General features: G+C 73.9%; 20 protein-coding genes, 7 tRNA genes and 1 pseudogene. 10 read left to right on the forward strand and 18 right to left on the reverse strand.

What is annotated here, in order from left to right:
• Positions 1-3: 3 nt before the first annotated feature.
• Both CP982_RS08935 and CP982_RS08940 read right to left on the reverse strand, forming a co-directional pair.
• On the reverse strand, positions 4-1,275 hold the full coding sequence (locus CP982_RS08935; RefSeq protein ID WP_372503508.1) for a hypothetical protein: 1,272 nt from the start codon (positions 1,273-1,275) through the stop codon (positions 4-6).
• Positions 1,272-1,838 carry a DUF4365 domain-containing protein gene (locus tag CP982_RS08940; protein ID WP_150510023.1) on the reverse strand — a complete coding sequence of 189 codons (567 nt, stop codon included), beginning with the start codon at positions 1,836-1,838 and terminating at the stop codon, positions 1,272-1,274. Before CP982_RS08940 ends, CP982_RS08935 begins: the two co-directional genes overlap by 4 nt.
• Positions 1,839-2,005: 167 nt before the next feature.
• On the opposite strand from CP982_RS08940, the gene CP982_RS08945 reads away from it, so the two are divergent.
• Positions 2,006-2,731 (forward strand): 3'-5' exonuclease, encoded by a 726-nt coding sequence (locus CP982_RS08945; RefSeq protein ID WP_150510024.1) that lies wholly within the window; start codon positions 2,006-2,008, stop codon positions 2,729-2,731.
• A gap of 118 nt (positions 2,732-2,849) precedes the next feature.
• On the opposite strand, the gene CP982_RS08950 is transcribed toward CP982_RS08945, so the two are convergent.
• From CP982_RS08950 to CP982_RS08965, 4 genes are all read right to left on the reverse strand, one after another.
• A tRNA-Val gene (locus tag CP982_RS08950) sits at positions 2,850-2,921 on the reverse strand.
• A 73-nt stretch (positions 2,922-2,994) separates the two neighbouring features.
• Positions 2,995-3,465: an SRPBCC family protein gene (locus CP982_RS08955; protein WP_150510025.1), complete on the reverse strand. Its 471-nt coding sequence runs from the start codon at positions 3,463-3,465 to the stop codon at positions 2,995-2,997.
• 179 nt (positions 3,466-3,644) lie between these two features.
• A tRNA-Val gene (locus CP982_RS08960) sits at positions 3,645-3,716 on the reverse strand.
• 96 nt (positions 3,717-3,812) lie between these two features.
• Complete coding sequence (locus tag CP982_RS08965) at positions 3,813-4,259, reverse strand: TIGR02611 family protein (RefSeq protein WP_150510026.1); 447 nt, start codon at positions 4,257-4,259, stop codon at positions 3,813-3,815.
• Between the two features lie 191 nt (positions 4,260-4,450).
• Here CP982_RS08965 and CP982_RS08970 point away from each other — a divergent pair, with 191 nt between their 5' ends.
• Positions 4,451-4,864: an SsgA family sporulation/cell division regulator gene (locus tag CP982_RS08970; RefSeq protein ID WP_003959770.1), complete on the forward strand. Its 414-nt coding sequence runs from the start codon at positions 4,451-4,453 to the stop codon at positions 4,862-4,864.
• Positions 4,865-5,069: 205 nt separating this feature from the next.
• Positions 5,070-5,642: pseudogene (locus CP982_RS08975) on the forward strand (CGNR zinc finger domain-containing protein); the annotation flags it as partial.
• A gap of 72 nt (positions 5,643-5,714) precedes the next feature.
• Here CP982_RS08975 and CP982_RS41630 read toward each other — a convergent pair.
• Both CP982_RS41630 and CP982_RS08980 read right to left on the reverse strand, forming a co-directional pair.
• Positions 5,715-5,885 (reverse strand): hypothetical protein, encoded by a 171-nt coding sequence (locus CP982_RS41630; RefSeq protein WP_170316395.1) that lies wholly within the window; start codon positions 5,883-5,885, stop codon positions 5,715-5,717.
• A gap of 234 nt (positions 5,886-6,119) precedes the next feature.
• On the reverse strand, positions 6,120-6,557 hold the full coding sequence (locus tag CP982_RS08980) for a hypothetical protein (RefSeq protein WP_150510028.1): 438 nt from the start codon (positions 6,555-6,557) through the stop codon (positions 6,120-6,122).
• A gap of 186 nt (positions 6,558-6,743) precedes the next feature.
• Here CP982_RS08980 and CP982_RS08985 point away from each other — a divergent pair, with 186 nt between their 5' ends.
• Positions 6,744-7,265: a DsbA family protein gene (locus CP982_RS08985; RefSeq protein WP_150510029.1), complete on the forward strand. Its 522-nt coding sequence runs from the start codon at positions 6,744-6,746 to the stop codon at positions 7,263-7,265.
• A 37-nt stretch (positions 7,266-7,302) separates the two neighbouring features.
• On the opposite strand, the gene CP982_RS08990 is transcribed toward CP982_RS08985, so the two are convergent.
• From CP982_RS08990 to CP982_RS09000, 3 genes are all read right to left on the reverse strand, one after another.
• Positions 7,303-8,127, reverse strand: coding sequence for a GNAT family N-acetyltransferase (locus CP982_RS08990; protein ID WP_150510030.1), 825 nt, complete (start codon positions 8,125-8,127; stop codon positions 7,303-7,305).
• Between the two features lie 65 nt (positions 8,128-8,192).
• Complete coding sequence (locus CP982_RS08995; RefSeq protein ID WP_150510031.1) at positions 8,193-9,014, reverse strand: aminotransferase class IV; 822 nt, start codon at positions 9,012-9,014, stop codon at positions 8,193-8,195.
• Positions 9,011-10,054 (reverse strand): chorismate-binding protein, encoded by a 1,044-nt coding sequence (locus CP982_RS09000; protein WP_150510032.1) that lies wholly within the window; start codon positions 10,052-10,054, stop codon positions 9,011-9,013. Before CP982_RS09000 ends, CP982_RS08995 begins: the two co-directional genes overlap by 4 nt.
• Before the next feature lie 156 nt (positions 10,055-10,210).
• On the opposite strand from CP982_RS09000, the gene CP982_RS09005 reads away from it, so the two are divergent.
• From CP982_RS09005 to CP982_RS09025, 5 genes are all read left to right on the forward strand, one after another.
• Positions 10,211-10,283: transfer RNA gene (locus CP982_RS09005), tRNA-Gly, on the forward strand.
• A gap of 40 nt (positions 10,284-10,323) precedes the next feature.
• Positions 10,324-10,397: transfer RNA gene (locus CP982_RS09010), tRNA-Cys, on the forward strand.
• A gap of 1 nt (position 10,398) precedes the next feature.
• A tRNA-Val gene (locus tag CP982_RS09015) sits at positions 10,399-10,470 on the forward strand.
• A 54-nt stretch (positions 10,471-10,524) separates the two neighbouring features.
• Positions 10,525-10,596 (forward strand) — tRNA-Val (locus CP982_RS09020).
• Positions 10,597-10,639: 43 nt separating this feature from the next.
• Positions 10,640-10,714, forward strand: a tRNA-Val gene (locus CP982_RS09025).
• 108 nt (positions 10,715-10,822) lie between these two features.
• Here the strand turns inward: CP982_RS09025 and CP982_RS09030 are convergent.
• From CP982_RS09030 to CP982_RS09045, 4 genes are all read right to left on the reverse strand, one after another.
• Positions 10,823-11,122: a TFIIB-type zinc ribbon-containing protein gene (locus CP982_RS09030; protein WP_150510033.1), complete on the reverse strand. Its 300-nt coding sequence runs from the start codon at positions 11,120-11,122 to the stop codon at positions 10,823-10,825.
• Positions 11,123-11,191: 69 nt separating this feature from the next.
• A complete protein-coding gene (locus CP982_RS09035; RefSeq protein WP_150510034.1) occupies positions 11,192-12,148 on the reverse strand; it encodes an aminoglycoside phosphotransferase family protein in 957 nt (318 codons plus the stop codon).
• Between the two features lie 258 nt (positions 12,149-12,406).
• Positions 12,407-12,610 carry a hypothetical protein gene (locus tag CP982_RS09040; RefSeq protein ID WP_144002424.1) on the reverse strand — a complete coding sequence of 68 codons (204 nt, stop codon included), beginning with the start codon at positions 12,608-12,610 and terminating at the stop codon, positions 12,407-12,409.
• 220 nt (positions 12,611-12,830) lie between these two features.
• Positions 12,831-13,097 carry a hypothetical protein gene (locus CP982_RS09045; RefSeq protein ID WP_030680993.1) on the reverse strand — a complete coding sequence of 89 codons (267 nt, stop codon included), beginning with the start codon at positions 13,095-13,097 and terminating at the stop codon, positions 12,831-12,833.
• Between the two features lie 196 nt (positions 13,098-13,293).
• On the opposite strand from CP982_RS09045, the gene CP982_RS09050 reads away from it, so the two are divergent.
• Positions 13,294-14,616 carry a serine/threonine-protein kinase gene (locus tag CP982_RS09050; RefSeq protein WP_170316626.1) on the forward strand — a complete coding sequence of 441 codons (1,323 nt, stop codon included), beginning with the start codon at positions 13,294-13,296 and terminating at the stop codon, positions 14,614-14,616.
• Positions 14,617-14,646: 30 nt separating this feature from the next.
• Here CP982_RS09050 and CP982_RS09055 read toward each other — a convergent pair whose 3' ends face one another.
• The 3 genes from CP982_RS09055 to cobT form a co-directional block, all read right to left on the reverse strand.
• A complete protein-coding gene (locus tag CP982_RS09055; RefSeq protein ID WP_150510036.1) occupies positions 14,647-15,474 on the reverse strand; it encodes a TrmH family RNA methyltransferase in 828 nt (275 codons plus the stop codon).
• Positions 15,475-15,544: 70 nt separating this feature from the next.
• On the reverse strand, positions 15,545-16,816 hold the full coding sequence (gene cobA, locus CP982_RS09060) for a uroporphyrinogen-III C-methyltransferase (RefSeq protein ID WP_150510037.1): 1,272 nt from the start codon (positions 16,814-16,816) through the stop codon (positions 15,545-15,547).
• Positions 16,817-17,014: 198 nt separating this feature from the next.
• On the reverse strand, positions 17,015-21,238 hold the full coding sequence (gene cobT / locus CP982_RS09065) for a nicotinate-nucleotide--dimethylbenzimidazole phosphoribosyltransferase (protein WP_150510038.1): 4,224 nt from the start codon (positions 21,236-21,238) through the stop codon (positions 17,015-17,017).
• Positions 21,239-21,358: the final 120 nt, after the last annotated feature.

Consider the following 21,358-nt stretch of genomic DNA (forward strand, 5'->3'; position numbering starts at 1 on the left):
CCCTCAGTCGGTGCTGCACGCCTCCTCGAAAAAGTCGAGGTTCTCCTGGAGCGACTTCAGCAAGCGGTCCCGCTCGGCGTCGTCGACCTGCACCGGCACCACCTGCGTGGCCCCGGTGAGCCTGCGGAAGCCGCCGCGGCTCTCCAGACGGCCGTGCACGCGGATCGGCAGGCCGACCAGATGGGCGTGACCGGCGATCCGGTACGCCTCCTCGTCGAGGGACATCCGTACGTGCGGGACCTCGGCGCCCGCGAGCACCCGCACCCGGACCGTGCCCGCGCCGCGCGGCCCCGAGCGGCGCATGCGCACCACGGCCCCGGTGATCCGCACCGGCACGGACGGCTCGTCGCGCAGGTAGCGGGCGCTGGCCTCGCGCAGGACGGCGAGGTCGCCCGGGGAGAACTCGACGGGCTCGGTGGCGGCCGCGCAGCCCTCGGGGACGCCCGCGGCGGGCGACCACTCGACGTGGACGCGGGCGCCCTCGGTGCCGCGCACGAGGGCGACGACGGCCTCGACCAGCTCGTGGCTGACGCCGGCCGCGACGGCGCCGTCGAAGGCGTCCATGCCGCCGGTGGCCCGCCGGTAGTCGACGGCCTCGCGGGCCGCGTACAGCGCCTGGTGCAACCGTACGGCCAGCGGCCGGGCGGCGGAGACGGGCACGAAGGCGGTGAGGCGGCGCCCGCCGGGCGCGGTGCCCACGAGGACGTTCTCCAGGGAGGCCGTGGCGGGGCGGCGGTGCCGGGCGCCGTAGTACCCGGCGCGCTCGCGCGCGGCGAGGGCCCCGGCGAGGAGCATCTGCCGGGCGGCGGCCCGCAGCTGTTCCTCCACGGTCCAGGACGCGGTGCCCGCGGGCCCGCCGGGGACGTCGCGCCACCAGCGGATCTCGTCGCTGGGCACGGTGAGCGACACGAGTACGTCGCGGGCCGAGGGCGCGGGGCTGCGGGTGAGGGCGGTGAGCGCCTCGTCGATGAGGTCGTCGCTGTCGGGGAAGGCGCGGTTCTCGGGGACGAGCAGGCTGGTGCCGCGGGCGGCCGGTCCCGGCGGGGTCCAGCGGGAGTAGCGTCCGGCGGCGCCGCCGCGGCGCTGCCAGCCGTGCCGGTGGAGGAGGGCGATGAGCACGGCGGGGTCGACGCGGCCGGGGTCGGGCGGTTCGGACCAGGTGCCGGGGGCTTCGACGGGGTGGGGTCGTACGCCGCGCAGTCCTCGTGCGGCGGGCGCGGTGACCGGGTCGTCGCCGCGTGCGGGGGCTGGGTCGTCGATCGGGCGGTGCATCAGGGTCTCCCTCCCGTGCCGACGCGCGTCATGATCTCGCAGAGTGCGCGGTCGTCGAAGATCCGTGCGGTGGGGACGCGGACGGTGGTCCTCCGTCTGCCGGTCACGGGGTGTCCGGCGAGGTTGGTCCAGTAGCAGCAGTGCCGCAGGTCGAGCCGGTCGTGGCCGGCGCGCAGCCAGTCGTCCTGGGACCGGGGCACGAGCATGACCACCAGTATTTTGTGCACCGATACCGGGGTGCGGGCGAGCTTCTCCAGGTGGGCGTTGTCCAGGGTGAAGGAGAAGGCGGGGCCCTTGGGGCGGGGCGGGATCTGGTAGGTGCACTTGAGCTGCACCTTGATGGTGACTTCGTCGTCGACGGTGTGGCCGGGGGCACTGTGGCTGACGTGCCAGTCGATGCCGTTGTCAGGGAAGGGCTGCGAGAGGGAGCATCCGGCCGCCGCGGCGACCGCGTGCAGATAGCCCACCTGAAGGGTCTCCATGCAGGCGGTGGTGGCGAGTGTGCCGCGCGGCGGTGCGATCCGCTCGGGCAGCAGCCCGCCCTGTTCGGGCTGCGCGAGCGCCATGTCCTGAAAGCCTTCCGAACCGGTGAAATCCCCGCTTGAGCCGTCAATCAGTCGGCTCCGTACCTGTGTTGTCTCCTGAGCGGGTTCGGCGCAAACGGCCCGGGTATCACCTGCGTGAGGCAGGAGCGGAGGTCAACTGCCACATCTGAACGAGGAGTTGCGTCGGGATGACGTGCTGGTACGAGGGGCCCTTGGCCGCATTCGACACGGAGACGACGGGTGTCGACGTGGAGACCGACCGGATCGTGTCGGCCGCCGTCGTCGTGCAGAACGGCGCGGGGGCCCGCCCGCGAGTGACACGCTGGCTGGTGAATCCGGGGGTGGAGGTGCCGGCGGCGGCGACGGCGGTGCACGGCCTGACACAGGACCATCTGGAGCGCAACGGCCGCTGGCCGGCGCCGGTGATGGAGGAGATAGGCCGGGAGCTGGCGGAGCAGGGTGCGGCGGGGCGGCCGCTGGTGGTGATGAACGCGCCGTTCGACCTGACGCTCCTGGACCGGGAGTTGCGCAGGCACCGCGCCTCGTCGCTCTCGCGCTATGTGGGGGGCTCACCGCTGTGCGTGCTCGATCCGCGGGTCCTGGACCGGCATCTGGACCGGTACCGCAAAGGGCGGCGCACGCTGTCGGACCTGTGCGAGCTCTACGGGGTGGAGCTGAGCGGCGCCCATGACGCGGCGGCCGACGCGCAGGCGGCGCTGGATCTGGTGCGCGCTCTCGGCCGTCGTTTCGCCGCGCGGCTCGACCGCCTGTCGCCCGCCGAGCTGCACACGTTGCAGGCGGTGTGGCACGCGGCGCAGGCGCGGGGGCTGCAGACGTGGTTCGCGCGCAGCGGTTCGTCGGAGACGGTGGACCCGGCGTGGCCGCTGCGGCCCGAACTGCCCGCGGCCGCCTGAGGCCTGACGGGGCGCAAGCGTCGGCCGGCGGGCTCCGCGCGTCGGGCAGCAGGCTCCGGGCCATGGCCTTCGGGCATGAAAAAACCGGTCCGTCTGCGACGGACCGGCATTCTCCGGGTGGGCGATACTGGGTTCGAACCAGTGACCTCTTCGGTGTGAACGAAGCGCTCTCCCACTGAGCTAATCGCCCGGGAACGCACTGAACAATACAGGTCCGGGCGCCGATCCTTCAAACCGCCCGCTCGCCCGACGGCCGCGACCCCTCAAGGGCGTGCAGCGTGCGGTCCTTCCCGGTCGAGGCGGGCGGCGAGACCGCGGCGTCCTGCGCGCATCATCAGCGCGTGGTTGAGGAGGAGGAGCGGCCTGCCGGGGACGGCGAGGCGGCGCAGCAGGGGTTTGCGGACGTCGACTTCCTGGTCGTAGCGCGCGCGGGTGCCGCCGCCTGGCGCGGGCGTGAGGGTCCAGCGGGCCCAGCCGTCGAGGTCGCCGGTCATGGTGATGGCGAGGACGCCGCGCCCGGGGTCCCGGCACCGCTCGCGGGCGGTGATCACTAGGTCGTACGGCAGGACGGAGCGGAAGCGCGCGGTGCCGCTGCGGTCGTCGAGGAGGGCGACCTCGCGGACCTGGGGCCACCAGGCGGGGTAGTCCTGGGCGCGTTCGAGAGCCGCATAGACGACGGCGGGCTCGGCGCGCAGATTCCATACGCTGCGGAAGCGGTAATGGCACCAGTCCATGGCTTCAAGTCTGCCGCCGCGGGCCGCGATCCGCGCCCCGTTTCCGACGGGGCGTCAACTCGAAGAAATAGGAAGCAGTTATTCCGGACGGTTCGGGGTGGTCCGTGAATTTCATGAAAGGGCGTCAAATACGACAGTGGCCCGGAGGCTGTTTCCAGCCTCCGGGCCACAATCCCGGGTGGGCGATACTGGGTTCGAACCAGTGACCTCTTCGGTGTGAACGAAGCGCTCTCCCACTGAGCTAATCGCCCGGGCACAGAGAGAACATTACCCCATGTCAGAGGGTGCTTGTGACCAGCTGACCGAGCCGGTCCCCGGCGGGCTCGCGGAGTCCGCCGGGGCGCCGCTCACTGATCGTTGATCTTCCACGGCATCTCGAGGCCGTACTTCCAGAGGTAGACCCCGGCGAGGGCGCCGACGATCACGAGACCGATCGACGTGAGGATGATGTTGCGGCGGCGGACTCTGGGGTCGAGCGCGCGCTGTGCGGCCTCGGTGACCTTCCGTTTCGTCCACCGGAGCACGAGCTGCGCCCAGACGAACTCGGTCGCCCAGATCGCCATGCCACAGAAGATCACTACCCAGCCGGGTCCCGGCAGCGGCAGCATGATGATGCCCACGACCACGACCGCGAGCCCGACGATGAAGACGCCGACCTGCCAGCTCAGGTGCAGTGCGCGACGTGCCTTGACGAACTCCGGCGCCCGCGATCCGAAGGGCTTCTCGGGCTTGGTCGTGCCCTCCGCGCCCTCGGCCGCCTCGGCCACCGTCGGCTCGTTACTCCCCGTATTCATGCCGCCAAACCCTACCGGACGGAAACCCGTCACCGGAATGGCCGTACGAACCAATCGGACAGTCCGCCATACGAGCCACCTAAAGACACCCAAAACTCTCAGAGGGGTTTACAACGGCACCGTAGGTGGCATGTCGATTTCGCCGACGTGCGAATCCCCGAGCGCACACTGAGCGAAAGGCCTTGGCGCTTATGAACACCACGGTCAGCTGCGAGCTGCACCTGCGCCTCGTTGTGTCGAGCGAGTCCTCACTGCCTGTACCCGCAGGACTGCGGTATGACACAGCCGATCCCTATGCCGTGCACGCCACCTTCCACACCGGAGCCGAGGAGACCGTCGAGTGGGTGTTCGCCCGCGACCTCCTCGCCGAGGGCCTGCACCGGCCCACCGGCACCGGCGACGTCCGTGTCTGGCCGTCCCGCAGCCACGGTCAGGGCGTCGTCTGCATCGCCCTGAGCTCCCCCGAGGGTGAGGCTCTGCTCGAGGCCCCGGCGCGGGCCCTGGAATCGTTTCTGAAGCGGACCGACGCGGCCGTGCCGCCCGGCACCGAGCATCGTCACTTCGATCTCGACACGGAGCTCTCGCACATTTTGGCCGAAAGCTAGTCCGGCCCGTCCGGGAGCCGCCCACCGCCGTCCACTCGGGGAGACGGGGTGGGTACGACAACGACATAGCAGGCACAGCAGACACCGGCGCCGGTGCCGCGGCACTCCGCGGCTCCGGCGCCGTGGCGCGTACGGCGTGAGCCGCTAGCATCGGCCAGCATCAGGCGGGCGCCCGCCCGACCCTCATCAGGCCAGGGAGCGAATCGTGCTGATCACCCATGACACCAGGTGCGCGCTCGACGCCGTGGTCGATCTGGTGAACTCCGCCCCGGACGACCCGGACGACGAGGGCGGTGGCAACCCCGAGGGACTGGCGGACGTCGCGGCCCTGCGCGCGTTCGTACGCAACCACTCGATCAGTGACGTCGGGACGCTCACGGAGCGGGACCTGGCGGCCGTGCACCGCATCCGCGGCCGGTTCGCCGAGGTCTTCGCGGCCGCCGAGGCGCATGCCGCCGCGTCCCTGCTGAACGAGCTGGTGGCCGCGGCGGGCACCACGCCGCGTCTGACCGACCACGACGGCTACGACTGGCACGTCCACTACTTCGCTCCCGGCGCCTCCGTCGCCGACCACCTGGCGGCGGACTGCGGGATGGCGCTGGCCTTCTTCGTCGTCGCGGGCGAGCAGGAGCGGCTGCGCCGCTGCGAGGCGCCGGACTGCCGCAGGGCCTTCATCGACCTGTCCCGGAACCGCTCGCGCCGCTACTGCGACAGCCGCACCTGCGGCAACCGTCTGCACGTCGCCGCCTACCGGGCCCGGCGCCGGGAGGCGGCGGGTCTGGAGCAGGGCACCCCTCAGGGCGGTGATCTCGAACGGGACAAGCTGGAGCGGGAGCGCCTGGAGCGGGGGCTACAGCAGGAACAGGTCGTGCAGTGAGGCCATGAGCAGCAGGCAGCCGATCACCGCCAGGAAGATCATCAGCGGGGGCTGGGAGAGGGCGAAGAGGCAGCCTCGCGGCTCGTCGGCGGTTCCGTGCCCGTCGGGCGGGGCGGGTTCGCTCTGTGTGGTGGTGTCCAGCATCTCGCCGTGATGATGGCGTAGCGCACACACCCCCGCTGACCAACACGCCCGGTCGCAGCGGCAGTTCGCCGCATTCCGTGACCTTGGTGGGCCCGGCGCGGCGTACTTGCGATCGGTGTCCGCGGATACGCTCGAACCGGCGACCCCGCAGGGTGACGACCGGCGCGCGAGCCGCCCGGCTCAGCGGCCGTGCCTCAGCGTCCGTGGCTCAGCGGCCGTGCTCTTGGCTTCGGCTCATATCCCGTGCTTCTTGAGGATGGCCTCGATGTCGCTGAAGTCCTCCGCGGGGGCCGCCGCCGGCTTCGCCTTGGCCGTGGGCCTGGCGCCCGCGCCGAGGGTGGGGGCGGAGGCCGCGGGGGCGACCGCGTCGCGCTGGGCCGCCTTCGCCGCCGCCCTGCGCTCCTTGCGGGTGCCTCCGGCGCGGCGCTCGGCCGAGCGCGTGCCCAGGAACAGCAGCCACGCGGTGCCGAGGACGCCGAAGCCCGCCCAGGCGACCGGGCTGAAGGCGGTCTCGGCCGCCCATTCGACGGCGCCGGTCATGACCAGGCCCAGCGGGACCAGGGCATAGGCCGCGAGGCGGGCCGCGGCGAGGAAACGCTTGCGGTACGCCGTGACGGCGGCTATGCCAAGGCCGGCCGCGGCGACGGCGGAGCAGATGGTCTCGGCAATCATCCCGGTCCTCCAGGCGTGCGGGTGTGGTGCGGTCGCGCGGGCACGGTGTGGTCACGCTTGTCCCTTCCATCCTGCACCTGGCCGGGCACTGGTAGCCACGGCGTACGGCGGACATCAGGGAGATATCCGGGTCGGCCCTCCTCCCCAGGTGCCGGTGGGCGGGCGGCCGCCTGGGAGACTGTGCGCATGAACGACTCTTCCACCACCGGCCCCGCCAGCCCCGTCGTCATCGACTTCTGGTGCGAGCTGCAGTGCCCCGACTGCCGCACCGCCCTGGACGACGTGCGCGCCCTGCGGGAGCGCTACGGCGACCGCGCCGAGCTGCGTCTGCGCCACTTCCCGCTGGAGAAGCACCGGCACTCCTTCGCCGCCGCGCAGGCCGCGGAGGAGGCCCTGGAGCAGGGCAAGGGCTGGGAGTACGTCGAGGCGGTCCTGGCCCGGGTCGAGGACCTGGACCGCAAGGGAGAACCCCTCCTGGTCGAGGTGGCGCGGGAACTCGGCCTGGACGCCGAGGAGTTCGACACCGCCCTGGTGGACGGGCGGCACATCCTGATCGTCGACGCCGACCAGGCCGAGGGCAAGGCGATCGGGGTCACCGGGACGCCGACGTACGTCGTGGGCGGCGAGCGCCTCGACGGCGGCAAGAGCCAGGACGGCCTGCGCGAGCGCGTCGAGGAGATCACCGACCGCCTGCTCGCGCGGGGCTGACACCGGCCGCCGGGTCCCGCGCGGCGGCCCGTACGGGTCAGAACAGCTGCTTGTACAGGTAGTACGCGTCCGGCTCGTAGCCGAGCGACGCGTACAGGCGCAGGGCCGGGGTGTTGCCCGCGAACACGTTCAGGCCGATGCGGGTCCTGCCCGCTGCCAGGCACTGGCTCTCGGCGAGGAGCATCAGCGAGCGGCCGTGGCCGCGGCCGCGGTGCTCCTCGCGGACCTCGACGTCGTACACGAAGCTCTCGTCGTCGCGCTCGGCGATCCACAGGGTGCCCACCACCGCCTCCGCCTCGGTCAGGACGCTCAGGCGGGTGCCCGGGGTGGCCGGGCCCTCGGGCAGGAAGCGGGCGTAGTCCCGCGCGGCCTTGTCGTGCGCCTCGGCCTCGGGGACGCCGCGCTCGATCCACTCGTGGGCGTAGGTCTCCTTCGCGTGCGCCAGCCAGTCCGGGAACTCGGCGTCCGTCATGGGGCGCGCCCGCACGCCTTCGGGCAGGGCGGGCGGCGCGGCGGGCAGCGCCTTGGACATGTTGCGGTTGCGCTCCACGTAGCCGAGCGCGGTGGCGAGGTCCAGCGCGCCCGGCGCGTCCGCGAGCACCTTGAGCTCGATGCGGGTACAGCCCCAGCCGCGCGCCACCTCCTCGGCGGCGAGGGCCGCCACGGTGGCACGGCCGCGGCGGCGGTCCCGCTCGTCGATCCGCAACTCCAGGATCTCGGCGACGCGGCGACCGAAGACGGAGTGCGTGGCCAGCTGGATCCGGCCGACGGGGCGGCTGTTCACGCACACGTCGTACGCGCGTGACTTCGAGCCGTCAGTGCTCTGCTGGAGCGGCCCGGCCGGCCGCAGAGTCGTGGTCATCACGGGAGTTGTACCCATCCCGCGCCCCCACGTCATCTGTTTTTCGCGTCGGCCGGGCCCATCCCCTACGGGTCCAGGTCGTCGGCGGCGCGCTCGTCGAAGACGCGCATGGCCTTGGCGGTCACCGGGCCGGGGGCGCCGGGCAGGTCACGGCCGTCGACGCGGTGAACGGCCTGCACGTCGCGCAGGGTGGAGGCGAGGAAGACCTCCTCGGCCCGGTCCAGGACGTCGAACGGCAGGTCGGTCTCGTGCGCGCCGGTCCACTCGACGGCCAGCGCGCGCGTGATGCCCGCGAGGCAGCCGGAGGCCACCGGCGGCGTGTGGATCTCGCCGTCGAGGACGACGAAGACGTTCGACCCGGTGCCCTCGCACAGCCGGCCCACGGTGTTCGCGAACAGCGCCTCGGTCGCGCCCTGTTCGGTGGCACGGGAGAGCGCGAGCACGTTCTCCGCGTACGAGGTGGTCTTCAGGCCGGTCAGGGCGCCGCGCTCGTTGCGGGTCCAGGGGACGGTGATCACGGCGGTGGAGTCGGGCCTGCGCGTGGTCTCGCCGAGGGCGACGACGAGGGTCGGGCCGTGGTCGCCGCGGTCGGAGCCGAGCGGGGAGAGACCGCCGGTGTAGGTGATGCGCAGCCGCCCGAGGGCCATGGGGTTGGCCTCCAGGACGGCGGCGCAGGCGCGGCGGACCTCGTCCAGGTCCGGCTCGGGCAGGCCGAGGCCGCGCGCCGAGCGGGCGAGCCGGTCGAGGTGGCGGGTGAGCGCGAAGGGCCGTCCGGCGACCGCCTTCACCGTCTCGAAGATGCCGTCGCCGACGGTCAGGCCGTGGTCGAGGACGGAGACGCGCGCGGATTCGAGAGCGTGCAGGCCGCCGTTGAGCCATATCTTCACGAAGGGGTTCCTCCCGTTGGTTCGTACGTTCCCGACGCTACCGCCAGCAGCCGCTCGGCCTTCAGCTCGGTCTCGCGCCACTCCCCCTCGGGGTCGGAGCCCCAGGTGATGCCGGCGCCCGTGCCGAACCGCAGGACGCCGTCGGCGCGGTCGATCCAGAACGTGCGGATGCCGACGGCCAGCTCGGCCGTGCCCCGATCGGCGTCGACCCAGCCGACGCCGCCGCAGTAGGGGCCGCGGGGCGCCGTCTCCAGGGCCTCGATGATCCGCAGGGCGCTGGACTTGGGGGCGCCGGTGACGGAGCCGGGCGGGAACGCGGCGCCGAGCAGCTCCGGCCAGCCCGCTCCGGGGCGCAGCTCGCCGCGGACGGTGGAGACGAGGTGGACCAGGCCCGGGTGCTTCTCGACGACGCACAGGTCGGGCACGGTCACGGTGCCGGTCCCGCAGACGCGTCCGAGGTCGTTGCGGACGAGGTCCACGATCATCACGTTCTCGGCGTAGTCCTTGTCCAGGAGGTCCGCCTCGGTCCGGCCGGTGCCCTTGATCGGCCCCGACTCGACGACGCCGCCCGTGCGGCGCAGGAACAGCTCGGGCGAGGCGGTGGCGACCTCCACGCCGTGCCCGGGCAGGCGAATCGTTCCGCCGTACGGAGCGGGGTTCCCGCGCGCGAGGAGGGCGGTCAGCGCGTCGATGTCGGCGTCGCCGGGGACGGGCGCGGACAGGACCCGGCAGAGGTTCGCCTGGTAGACGTCCCCGGCCGCGATGTGCGCGCGGATCCGGCGTACGCCGTCCGTATACGCGGCGCGGTCGAGGGAGGACGTCCAGTCACCGGCCGCCGGGCCGTGCCAGGCCCCGGGCACGGGGGCGGGCACCGGCTCCTCGCGCACACGGCCGAAGCGGGCGCACACCAGGCGGCCCTCGAAGTCCGCGCAGACGGCCCAGAAGCCGCTGCCGTCCAGGGCGGAAGGGTCGCTGGTCACGTCGCGCAGATCGGTCGCGACAAGGCCGCCGAAGCGGGCCAGAGGAGGCAGGTCGTGCACGGCTGCGAGTCTATGACCGGCGCTCCTGCGGCGCCCCGGGCCCGGGTGACCAGGGCGGCAGCGCAGCACGCTGCGCAAACGCGTTTTTGTACTGGCCCAGGAATCCGCTAGAGTTCAACACGTCGCCGGGACGCGGAAGCGGACTGGGAAAGACAAGCGGACGTAGCTCAGTTGGTAGAGCGCAACCTTGCCAAGGTTGAGGTCGCCAGTTCGAACCTGGTCGTCCGCTCGCAGGAACGCGGGGGATCATCCCGAAACCCCGTACTCCTGGTGGAGTGGCCGAGAGGCGAGGCAACGGCCTGCAAAGCCGTCTACACGGGTTCAAATCCCGTCTCCACCTCCAAGGACGATTAGCTCAGCGGGAGAGCGCTTCCCTGACACGGAAGAGGTCACTGGTTCAATCCCAGTATCGTCCACTGGAATCTCTGATCATGAGACTCACGGGTCTGTGATCACGCAGAGGTTTCCCCGCGCGATTAGCTCAGCGGGAGAGCGCTTCCCTGACACGGAAGAGGTCACTGGTTCAATCCCAGTATCGCGCACGCAGCACCTACCACCTGCGGGTATACACTCGCTGATGGTCCCGCGCGATTAGCTCAGCGGGAGAGCGCTTCCCTGACACGGAAGAGGTCACTGGTTCAATCCCAGTATCGCGCACCAGCTCCACGAAGCCCCCGGCCGTCATCGGCCGGGGGCTTCGTCGTGTGCGCGTGCCGGTGCTCCCGGCGGGCGGGGACCGCCAACGGCCTCCGCCCGCCGGGAACCGGGTCAGGACGAGAACAGCATGTGGCCGAAGCTCTTGTGCCGCTTGTGACCGTGGTGGCCGTGGTGCTCGTGGTGGCCGTGGTGCGGGGCGCCCCAGGCGGGGGCGGGCGCGGCCGGGTAGCCCTGGGGCGCGGCGGGCGGCACGGGCGGGGCCTGGTGGCCGCTCCACTGGCCCTCCAGGCGCGTCAGGGCCTCCAGCTCGCCGTAGTCGAGGAATATGCCGCGGCAGCCGCCGCACTGCTCGATCTGGACGCCGTTGCGGTTGTACGTGTGCATCGGCGCGTGGCATTTGGGACAGTGCATGGGCGGCTCAACTCCTGGCCGGTCGTGACAGTTTCGCCGGATGTCTGCCCGGCTTCGGTGCGTCGCACCCTACTTCGGGCCGATGGGCGCCGGATCGGGAGGGACGGCGATCATCCGGCGGCAGGCGTCGACGACGTCCCGCTCCACTTCGTCCAGGTCACGGCCGTCGGCCACCGTCTTGGTGAGCGCGAGCGCGGCCGTCTGCACGGTCAACGCGCGGGCCGGGACGTCGAGCGCGGGCCACGGGTCGCCGCCGTCGGCGGGGACGGCCGGGCCGCCCGCCGCGCGGTACGCGTCCAGGAACCGCGTCCACTCCGCCGCGCCGAGCAGTCCGCAGGCGTACCAGGCGGCCGGCCGGGCCAGGTCCCAGGCGGGGTCGCCGAGGCCCAGGTCGTCGATGTCGATCAGCAGCCACCGGCCGTCGGAGGCGCGGACGAGCTGGCCCAGGTGCAGGTCGCCGTGGCACAGGTACGGCCTGCCCGGCGGCGAGGCCTCGGCCCGGGCCCAGGGGGGCAGGGCCGCCCAGGCGCTCTCGACGGCGGGGGCATCGGGGTGCGGGGCCTTCGCCGTCGCCGCGCGCAGGCGGGCGAGGGCCCGGGCCGCCTTCTCCGGGCCCCGCATGGGCGGGAGGCCGGACGGCAGCCGTACGGGCGGGGTGCGGTGCAGCCTGGCCAGGAGGGTGGCGACGGCCTCCCAGGGGGCCGCGTCCGGGTCGTTCCGGTCCACCGGGGTGCCGTGCGGCCAGAGGGTGACCAGGCGGCCGTGCAGCGGGGCGGGGTGCGGGCTCAGCGGGGCCAGGAGGACGCCCGCGAGGTCGGGGTGGGCCGCGGTGGCCAGACGTGCGGCCAGCGGCCGCTCAGGGGTGCCTGGGGCGTGGGCCTTGGCCACGACCTCCCCGTGGCGGACGACCGCGGCGTCGGGGCGGTCGGCGAGGACGGCGGCGGGCGGGGCGCACGGGCAGGCGTGCGGGGCGGGGGCGTGGGCCCGGAACTCGGCGTGGGCGGCCAGGGCGGGGAGGAGGGTCACGGAGGTCCTGAGAGGGTGCGGGGCTGCCGTGAGCGTACGGGGTGGAGCCGCACGGAGGTGCCCCGGTCCCCATGGCGGGCAGATCCCCGTGGCGGGGAGGTCCCCATAGCGGGCAGATCCCCATGGCGGGGAGAAAAGAACAGCCCGCGCAGCTCCCCAGCTGCGCGGGCTGTGTGCCGTCCGCCGCACCCCCGTCCCCACGGGGTTTCATGGCCGGATGTCCCCGCCCGGACCGCTCTTCCGGGCCTGGGGCGCCGCTCAGCGCCCCAGCATCTCGCCCACGGACGACGCTTGTGTGAGCACTGCCTCCCAGCCGCCGAAGGCGACGATCAGCAGCGCTGCCAGGGGGAGGACCATGAGCGTGGCCACCAGCGGGTGGCGGGTTCCGGAAGGCCGGACGCCCAGGGTGGAGAGCTTGCGTCCCCGTGTGCGGATCATCGTCCGCGGCGCGGTGTCCGCCATGGCCACTCTCCCTTCCTGACTTTGTTGTTCATGGAGGTTCGTTGGCAGCGGCGGGTGTCTGACCTCGGGGGACGAGTGCTGCACCCGCCGCTTGACCTCAAATTTAGGCGCGGGGGGCGCGTCGCACGTCATGCCCTCGTACCGATTGGCGGGCCTCCCGGAGGATGACCGCTCGTCACACAACTACTCCCGTGGGTGGAGACGGAGACCTAGGTCCCTCCTAGGTCTCAGGGTCTTCCCCGAGGGGGCGTCCGGTTCGCTCCGAGCTGTCCTCCCTCGGGACGGGCTGCTCGACCAGGGCGAGGACGCGGGTCGCCATGAACCGTGCGGTGCGCACGACGGAGCCGCTGCGGGTGACTTCGCTCACTTCCACCACTCCCCTGCGGACGGCGGTCTCCACACGGCGGCCCGCCCTGCTCGCCACCACTTCGTACGTACGCGTCGTGTCCCCGGCGTCCACGACTATCTCCACGCGATCACCCTTCACGGGATCAATCCCCCTTCGACGGTGGGTGGTTGGGGGTGCGGGTGACGGCGATGAGCCCTGGGCGCGCGCCACCTGACCACTTTTCAAGTTTCGCACCGGGCACTGACAATCGATCGGACCGCGAGGGCGCGGCCTCTGCACGGCCCGGGCCGTGGAAACGTAAGCTGTGGCTCGTCAGACGGACCGGGCAGCGGGGATGAACATGGCGATGATGCGCCTGAGGCGCGAGGACCCGCGTGTCGTCGGCTCGTTCAGGCTGCACAGGCGGCTGGGCGCCGGCGGGATGGGTGTCGTCTATCTGGGCTCCGACCGTCGCGGGCAGCGTGTGGCGCTGAAGGTGATCCGGCCCGATCTGGCCGAGGACCAGGAGTTCCGCTCGCGCTTCGCGCGGGAGGTCTCGGCCGCCCGGCGCATCCGCGGCGGGTGCACCGCCCGGCTCGTCGCCGCCGATCTGGAGGCCGACCGGCCCTGGTTCGCCACGCAGTACGTCCCCGGTCCCTCGCTGCACGACAAGGTCGCGGCCGAAGGGCCGCTGTCCGCCGCCGAGGTCGCCGTCGTCGGCGCCGCCCTGTCCGAGGGGCTCGTCGCCGTGCACGAGGCCGGTGTGGTGCACCGGGACCTCAAGCCGTCGAACATCCTGCTGTCCCCGAAGGGGCCGCGGATCATCGACTTCGGGATCGCCTGGGCCACCGGCGCCTCGACCCTGACCCACGTCGGCACGGCCGTCGGCTCGCCCGGCTTCCTCGCCCCCGAGCAGGTGCGCGGCGCCGCCGTCACGCCCGCCACGGACGTCTTCGCGCTCGGGGCGACCCTCGCGTACGCGTCGATGGCGGACTCGCCCTTCGGGCACGGCAGTTCCGAGGTCATGCTCTACCGGGTCGTCCACGAGGAGGCCCAGCTGCGCGGCGTGCCGGACGCGCTTGCGCCGCTGCTGCGGGCCTGTCTCGCCAAGGACCCGGAGGAACGTCCCAGCACGCTCCAACTGTCGCTGCGGCTCAAGGAGATCGCGGCCCGCGAGGCGCAGGGGCTCAGCGACGTGCGGCCGCCCGCACCCCGCCAGGAGCAGCACGAGCGCCCGACGGGTCGTCTCGCCGAGGAGTACGCGGAGCAGCGCACCCAGCGCCGCGCGGCGCCGGGCACTCCCCCGCCGCGCACCGGTGGGCCCCGGACCAACGGCTCCCGCGACGGCGGTCCGCGTACGGGCGGCTCCAAGACCGGCGGTGCGCGTACGGGCGGCTCGCGGCCGTCCGCGCCGCGCGGCACCCGGGGCTCCAGCGGCAGGACCGGCCCGCGCAGCGGCACCGGGCGGCAGGGGCCGCGCACCACCGGCACCCGGCTGCGGCCCGCCAACCCCCGGCTGCTGCGGCAGCGGCTCTTCGTGTTCGTGGTCGTGACGCTGCTCGTGGCCCTGGGGATCGCGGCCGCGCAGGGCTGCCAGGGGCCCGCGCGCGGGCTCGGCGACGTCCGGCAGGAGCAGGGCGTCAGCGATGTGCGCCCGGGGCACGACAGCGGTTCGTGACCGTCGGCGCCCGCGGCGGCCGCTGACGGGTCAGGACGCGGGGCGGCCCGTCGCCACGGCGTAGAAGGCCACGGCCGCCGCCGCGCCCACGTTCAGCGAGTCGACGCCGTGCGCCATCGGGATGCGCACCCATTCGTCGGCGGCGACCAGGGCCTGCCGGGACAGTCCCTCGCCCTCCGCGCCGAGCATCAGGGCGACGCGCTCCATGCGGTGGGGGGCGGCCTCGTCGAGGGTCCTGGCCTTCTCGTCGGGGGTCAGGGCGAGCAGGTTGTAGCCCGCGTCGCGCACCCCTTCCAGGCCCTTGGGCCAGGAGTCCAGACGGGCGTACGGCACGGAGAAGACCGCGCCCATGGAGACCTTCACGGAGCGGCGGTAGAGGGGGTCGGCGCAGTCCGGGGAGAGCAGGACGGCGTCCATGCCGAGGGCCGCGGCCGACCGAAAGATCGCGCCGATGTTCGTGTGGTCGTTGACGGCTTCCATGACCACCACGCGGCGGTGGGTCCGCAGGAGCTCGTCGGCGGTGGGCAGCGGCTTGCGCTGCATGGAGGCGAGGGCGCCGCGGTGCACGTGGTAGCCGGTGACGCGCTCGGCGAGCTCGGGGCTGACCGCGTAGACCGGGGCGGGCACCTCGTCGATGACGTCGCGCATGACGTCGACCCACTTGGCGGAGAGCAGCATCGAGCGCATCTCGTAGCCGGCGAGCTTGGCGCGCCGGATGACCTTCTCGCCCTCGGCGATGAACAGGCCCTCGGCGGGCTCGCGCTTGCGGCGCAGCTCGACGTCGGTCAGGCCGGTGTAGTCGCGCAGGCGCGGGTCGTCCGGGTCCTCGATGGTTTCGATGCTGCTGAGATCGGCCACAGGGTGATACTGCCTTGTCCGGGGAGAGGTGCCAACGGCTGCGAGAGGGTTCCGTTACCGATGGTTACGGTTACGGGTTCCGGGGCTCGTGGGGGGTGTCGGTGCCCGCCGCACCGGGGGCGCGCACGGCCACCACATCGCCCACGACGATGACCGCGGGGGGCTTCACCTCATGGGTGCGGACGGCCTCGGCGACCGTGGCCAGGGTGGCGTCGACACGGCGCTGGGCGGCCGTCGTGCCCTCCTGGATGAGCGCGACGGGGGTGTCGGCGGGCTTGCCGTGGGCGGTCAGCGCCTCGGCGATCCGGCCGATCTTGTCGACGCCCATGAGGATGACGAGGGTGCCGCGCAGCTTGGCCAGGGCGGGCCAGTCGACGAGGGAGCGCTCGTCGTCGGGGGCCACATGGCCGCTGACCACGGTGAACTCATGGGCCACGCCCCGGTGCGTGACCGGGATGCCCGCGGCGCTCGGCACCGAGATCGAGCTGGAGATGCCGGGCACGACCGTGCACGGGATGCCCGCTTCGGCCAGGGCCTGGAGCTCCTCCATGCCGCGGCCGAAGACGTAGGGGTCGCCGCCCTTGAGCCGGACGACGGACCTGCCCTGCTTCGCGTGCTCGATCAGGGCGTTGTTGATGGCCTCCTGGGCCATGAAGCGGCCGTACGGGATCTTCGCCGCGTCGATCACCTCGACGTGCGGCGGCAGCTCGGCGAGCAGGTCGCGCGGGCCGAGCCGGTCGGCGATGACCACGTCCGCCTCGGCCAGGAGCCTGCGGCCGCGGACCGTGATCAGGTCGGGGTCGCCGGGGCCGCCGCCGACGAGCGAGACGGCACCGGTGGTGGCGCGCGAGCGGTGGTGCGGGGCCACCAGGGTGCCGTCGCGCAGGCCCTCCACCACGGCGTCGCGGATGGCGGCGGTGTGGCGGGGGTCGCGCTCCTTGGCGTCCGTGGTGAGGACGGCGACGGTGACGCCCGCGCTGTGGCCGGTGGCCGGGGTCCAGGCGGTGGCCTCGTCGGCGTCGTCGGAGCGGACGCACCAGACGCGGTCGCGCTCCCCCTCGGCCGATGCCAGCGTGTTGGCCTCGGGGTCGCTGGTGGAGATCAGGGCGTACCAGGCGCCGGTGAGGTCGCCCTCCTCGTACCTGCGCCGGTGCCAGGTGATCTCGCCGCCGGTCGCCATCGCCTCCACCGACGGGGTGGCGGACGGCGAGACGAGGTGGACGTCCGCGCCCGCCGCGATGAGGGCGGGGAGGCGGCGCTGGGCCACCTGGCCGCCGCCGAGGACCACGACGCGGCGGCCGGTGAGGCGGAGGCCTACGGGGTAGGCGGGGTGTACGGCCATGGCGGTGCGGCTCCTCGTCGGGGCGGGAGAGTGGGCGCTACTGCTCTGGAGCGGCCCTGACGTGCGGATTTTAGAGGTGGCTTCAGCGTACGGCGGGGGCGGGGGCCACGGCGGGGCAAGGGGCTCGCGGCGGGGGGGCGGGGGCAAGGGCCGGGGCGGCCGACCGCCCCGGTGCCGCGCCCCCGGTCCCGCGCCGTGCTACTTCTCCGTGACGCCCGCGGAGTCGAACGTCGCGACCTCGTGCATCGCCCGTGCCGCGCTCTGTACGACCGGGAGGGCGAGCAGGGCGCCGGTGCCCTCGCCCAGGCGGAGGTCCAGGTCCACCAGGGGGCGCAGGCCGAGCTTGTTCAGGGCGGCCACGTGGCCGGGCTCGGCGCTGCGGTGGCCCGCGATGCAGGCGGCGAGGACCTCGGGGGCGATGGCGCGGGCCACCAGGGCGGCCGCACCGGCGCTGACGCCGTCCAGGATCACCGGGGTGCGCAGCGAGGCGCCGCCGAGGAGCAGGCCCACCATCGCCGCGTGCTCCAGGCCGCCGATGGCGGCGAGGACGCCGATGGGGTCGGCCGGGTCCGGCTGGTGCAGCTCCAGGGCGCGGCGGACGACCTCGACCTTGCGGGCGTGCATCTCGTCGTTGATGCCGGTGCCGCGGCCGGTGACCTCAAGGGGGTCCGCGTCCGTGTAGACGGAGATCAGAGCCGCGGACGCGGTGGTGTTGGCGATGCCCATCTCACCGGTCAGGAGGGCCTTGTTGCCCGCCGCGACCAGGTCGCGGGCCGTCTCGATGCCGACCTCGATGGCGGCCTTGACCTCGTCGCGGGTCAGGGCCGGGCCCGTGGTCATGTCGGCCGTGCCGGGCCTGATCTTGCGGGGCAGCAGGCCGGGCGTGGCCGGGAGTTCGCTGGCCACGCCGACGTCGATGACGCAGACCTCGGCACCGACCTGGGTGGCGAAGGCGTTGCAGACGGCGCCGCCGCCCAGGAAGTTGGCGACCATCTGGCCGGTCACCTCCTGGGGCCAGGCCGTGACGCCCTGGGCGTGCACGCCGTGGTCGCCCGCGAAGATCGCGACGGCGGCCGGCTCCGGGATCGGCGGCGGGCACATCCGGGACAGTCCGGACAGCTGGGCGGAGATGATTTCGAGCATGCCGAGCGCCCCGGCGGGCTTGGTCATGCGTTTCTGGCGCTCCCAGGCCTCGCCGAGCGCCTTGGCGTCCAGCGGGCGGATGTTGCCGACGGTCTCGGCGAGCAGGTCGTGCGGGTCCTCGCCGGGCAGCGCGCGACGGCCGTACGTCTCCTCGTGGACGACCCACGACAGCGGACGGCGCTTCGACCAGCCCGCCTGCATCAGCTCGGGCTCGTCCGGAAACTCGTCGACGTAGCCGACGCAGAGGTACGCCACGACCTCCAGGTGCTCCGGCAGGCCCAGGGCACGGACCATCTCGCGCTCGTCGAAGAAGCTGACCCAGCCGACGCCGAGGCCCTCGGCGCGGGCCGCGAGCCACAGGTTCTCCACCGCGAGCGCGGAGGAGTACGGGGCCATCTGCGGCTGGGTGTGGCGGCCCAGGGTGTGGCGGCCGCCGCGGGTGGGGTCGGCGGTGACGACGATGTTCACCGGCGTGTCGAGGATGGCCTCGATCTTCAGTTCCTTGAACTGCTTGGCGCGGCCCTTGGGCAGCGACTTCGCGTACGCCTCGCGCTGGCGCTGGGCCAGTTCGTGCATGGTCCCGCGGGTCTCGGCGGAGCGGATGACCACGAAGTCCCAGGGCTGGGAGTGGCCCACGGACGGCGCGGTGTGGGCCGCCTCCAGGACGCGGAGCAGCACCTCGTGCGGGATGGGGTCGCTGCGGAAGCCGTTGCGGATGTCGCGGCGCTCGCGCATGACGCGCAGGACGGCCTCGCGCTCGGCGTCGGCGTAGCCCGGGGCGGGCGGGTCGAGCGGGGCGGCGGGCTCGACCGGCGCCGCGTCCGCCGGGAGCGGCTCGGCGAGGTCGGACTCGTCCGGGAGCGGCGGGGTGCCCAGGTCCTCGGGGCCCTCGGGGGCCTCGCCGAGGTGCTCGGGCAGGCCGGTGGCTTCCCCGGGGCCCAGGGGGACGGCGAGGTCGGGGGCTGCGGCCGGGGTGGCGGGGTCGGTCGGTTCGGCCGGGTGAGGTACGTGCATCGGCTCGTCGGGGTCGGTCGTCTCCTGGGCGGGCGGCAGCTGGCCGTCCGGCGCGGCGACGGGTGCGGGTGCCGCGGTGGCGGCGGGAGCGGCGGTGGGCCGGTCGCCGTCGCGGGGTGCGGGCACGGTGGGTACGGGCTGCTCCCCGGGCTCGGCGTGCGCCTCGACGGCGGCGGGGGCTTCGGGGGCGGCGGGGGCCTCGGAGACGGGCCGCTCCTGCGGCGCGGCCTCGTCGGCGACCGGCAGCTCTGCCGCCGGTACGGGGGCGGGGGACACGGCGGCGTCCGGTACGGCCGGGCCCTGGGCCGCGGCGTCCGCCGCCGGGGCGGCGGCGGGCGGCTCCTGCGCGGCCGTCTCGTCGGGCTGCTGCGGAGCGAAGTACTCCGGCGGTACGGCGAGCGGTCGCGGCGGCGTCGGCGCCAGGTGCGGGGTGGTCGGCACCGAGCCCTCGACCGGCACGAACTGACCGAGCGGCGGGGGCACTTGCACGTCGGGACCCGGCATGGCCTGGGGCTGCTGCGCGCCCGCCTCCGGCCACGGCTGGGCGGCGTCGGGAGCCTGCGGGGCGACGGCGGCGGCCTCGGGCTGCGCGACCGCCGGACCCGGCGCCGACGCGTCGGCGAACGGAGCCTCGTCGTCGACGAACGCGGGCTCGTCGTCGACGAAGGACATGGGGGGCGGCACGGGGACGCCCGGCGCGACCCGGACGGTGACGGCCTCGGAGGCGACGGGCGCGGCCTCGGCGTCCGGCCCCTCCGTGCCGTCCGTGCCCTCGGCGGTCCCGGCTGCGGCGGCGGTCTCGGCCGGGCCGTGCGCGGCGTCCTGGGCGGGCCCGGACTCGGCAGGCTCGGGGACGGCGGATTGCGCCGGCGCGTCCGCCTCGGGGGCGCTCGGAACAGCGGAATCCGCAGTACCGGGCGCGTCCGGGGCATCGGAGGCGAGGACGGCGCTTTCGGCGCTCTCCGGCTGCGCGGGGTCGGCGGTGTGCGCCGACGGCATCTCCTGCGCCCCGTCGGGCGCCGCCGCGTCACCGGCTGCGCCCGATGCCTCGACCGGCTGCGGGACGGCGTCCGTCGGGGCGAGCTGGGGCGCGACGGGCGCGCCTTCCGGGGCGGGTGCGGCGTCTGTGACGACAGGGGCGTTCGCGACGTGCGTGTCGTCGGAGGCCTCTGCGACGGCGGAGACCTCCGGGGTATCCAGGGCGTCCGAGGTGGCCGGGGCCTCCGAGGGACCTGTGCCAAGCGGGGCCGCCGCGACGGACGCGCCTTCCGGGGCCACCGGGGCAGCCAGTACTGCCGGGTCTCCCGGGCCTGCCGGGACTTCCGGGACCTCAGTGGCCTCTGGGACGACCGTTTCTGCAGCGGTGCCCTGGGGGTTCTGCGTCGGTACGACCGGGGTCGGGGGCTGCGCGCCCCAGGGCATCGCGCCTTGCGGCGGGATCTCGCCGAGCTGCGGCCCCGGCAGGGCGCCGGTGTCCTCGCGCGGGACGTCCAGGTACTCGGGGCCGCTGGTGGGCGGGCCCGGCCGGCGTACCGGCACGGCGTGCGGCGCGGCGCCCGCGGGGCCGCGGTCGGCGAGGGAGAGCACGGGGCTCGCGGCGCCGTCGGGGACGACGGGCGCGGCCGGGCCGCGGTGCAGCGGGCGGCGGGCGGTCCCGTGGTGCGAGGCGGGGGTGTGCGCGGGGCCCGAGGGCAACGGGACACCGGTCAGGTCCACGGAGCCGCTGTCCCGGCCCGCCGTCTCGTGCGGTCCGGGCTGGTGGGCGGCCTGCTGGTGGGCGGCCTGCTCCTGGAGGGCCTGCTCCTGGACGAAGGGGGCCGGGGCCGCGAAGGGCTGCTCCTGGCCCGCCTGGGCCTGCCCCGCCTGAGCCTGGCCGACCTGCACCGGCTGCGCGGCCGGAACCGCCTGGGCGAACGCCGCCGGGGCGGCGTGCTCCTGCCCGAACTGCGCGGACACCGCGCCCGGCTGGGCGGGCACGCCCGGCGCGCCGCCCTGCGGCACGCCCTGTGGTGCGGCCGTCCGCACGGGCGCCACGCCCGCGGCGGGCGCTCCGGACGGTGGCTGCTGCGCGATGCCCGGCTGCGCGGCCTGCGCCTCGCTCCACGCGCCCTGGGCACCCGGCATCAGCAGCAGGTCGTCGTCCTCGGCGGGGTGCTCGGAGGGGTCGAGGAAGGTGTAGGGGCCCGGCGCGGGGACGCCCGACTGCTCCACCATGCCTGCGCCCTCCGGCTGCCCCTCGCCCGGGACCTGGCCGGTGTCGGTCATGCGTACCCCTCGCCCATCGGTTAGTCCTTCTGTGACCGCCCGTCATCCACAACGAGCTCGCGAGCCGAGCGGCAACGCGCCGCGTACGGACCACAAGGCATTGTCGCGGTTGCTCCGCCA

Source organism: Streptomyces spectabilis (assembly GCF_008704795.1).
Lineage (GTDB): Bacteria > Actinomycetota > Actinomycetes > Streptomycetales > Streptomycetaceae > Streptomyces > Streptomyces spectabilis.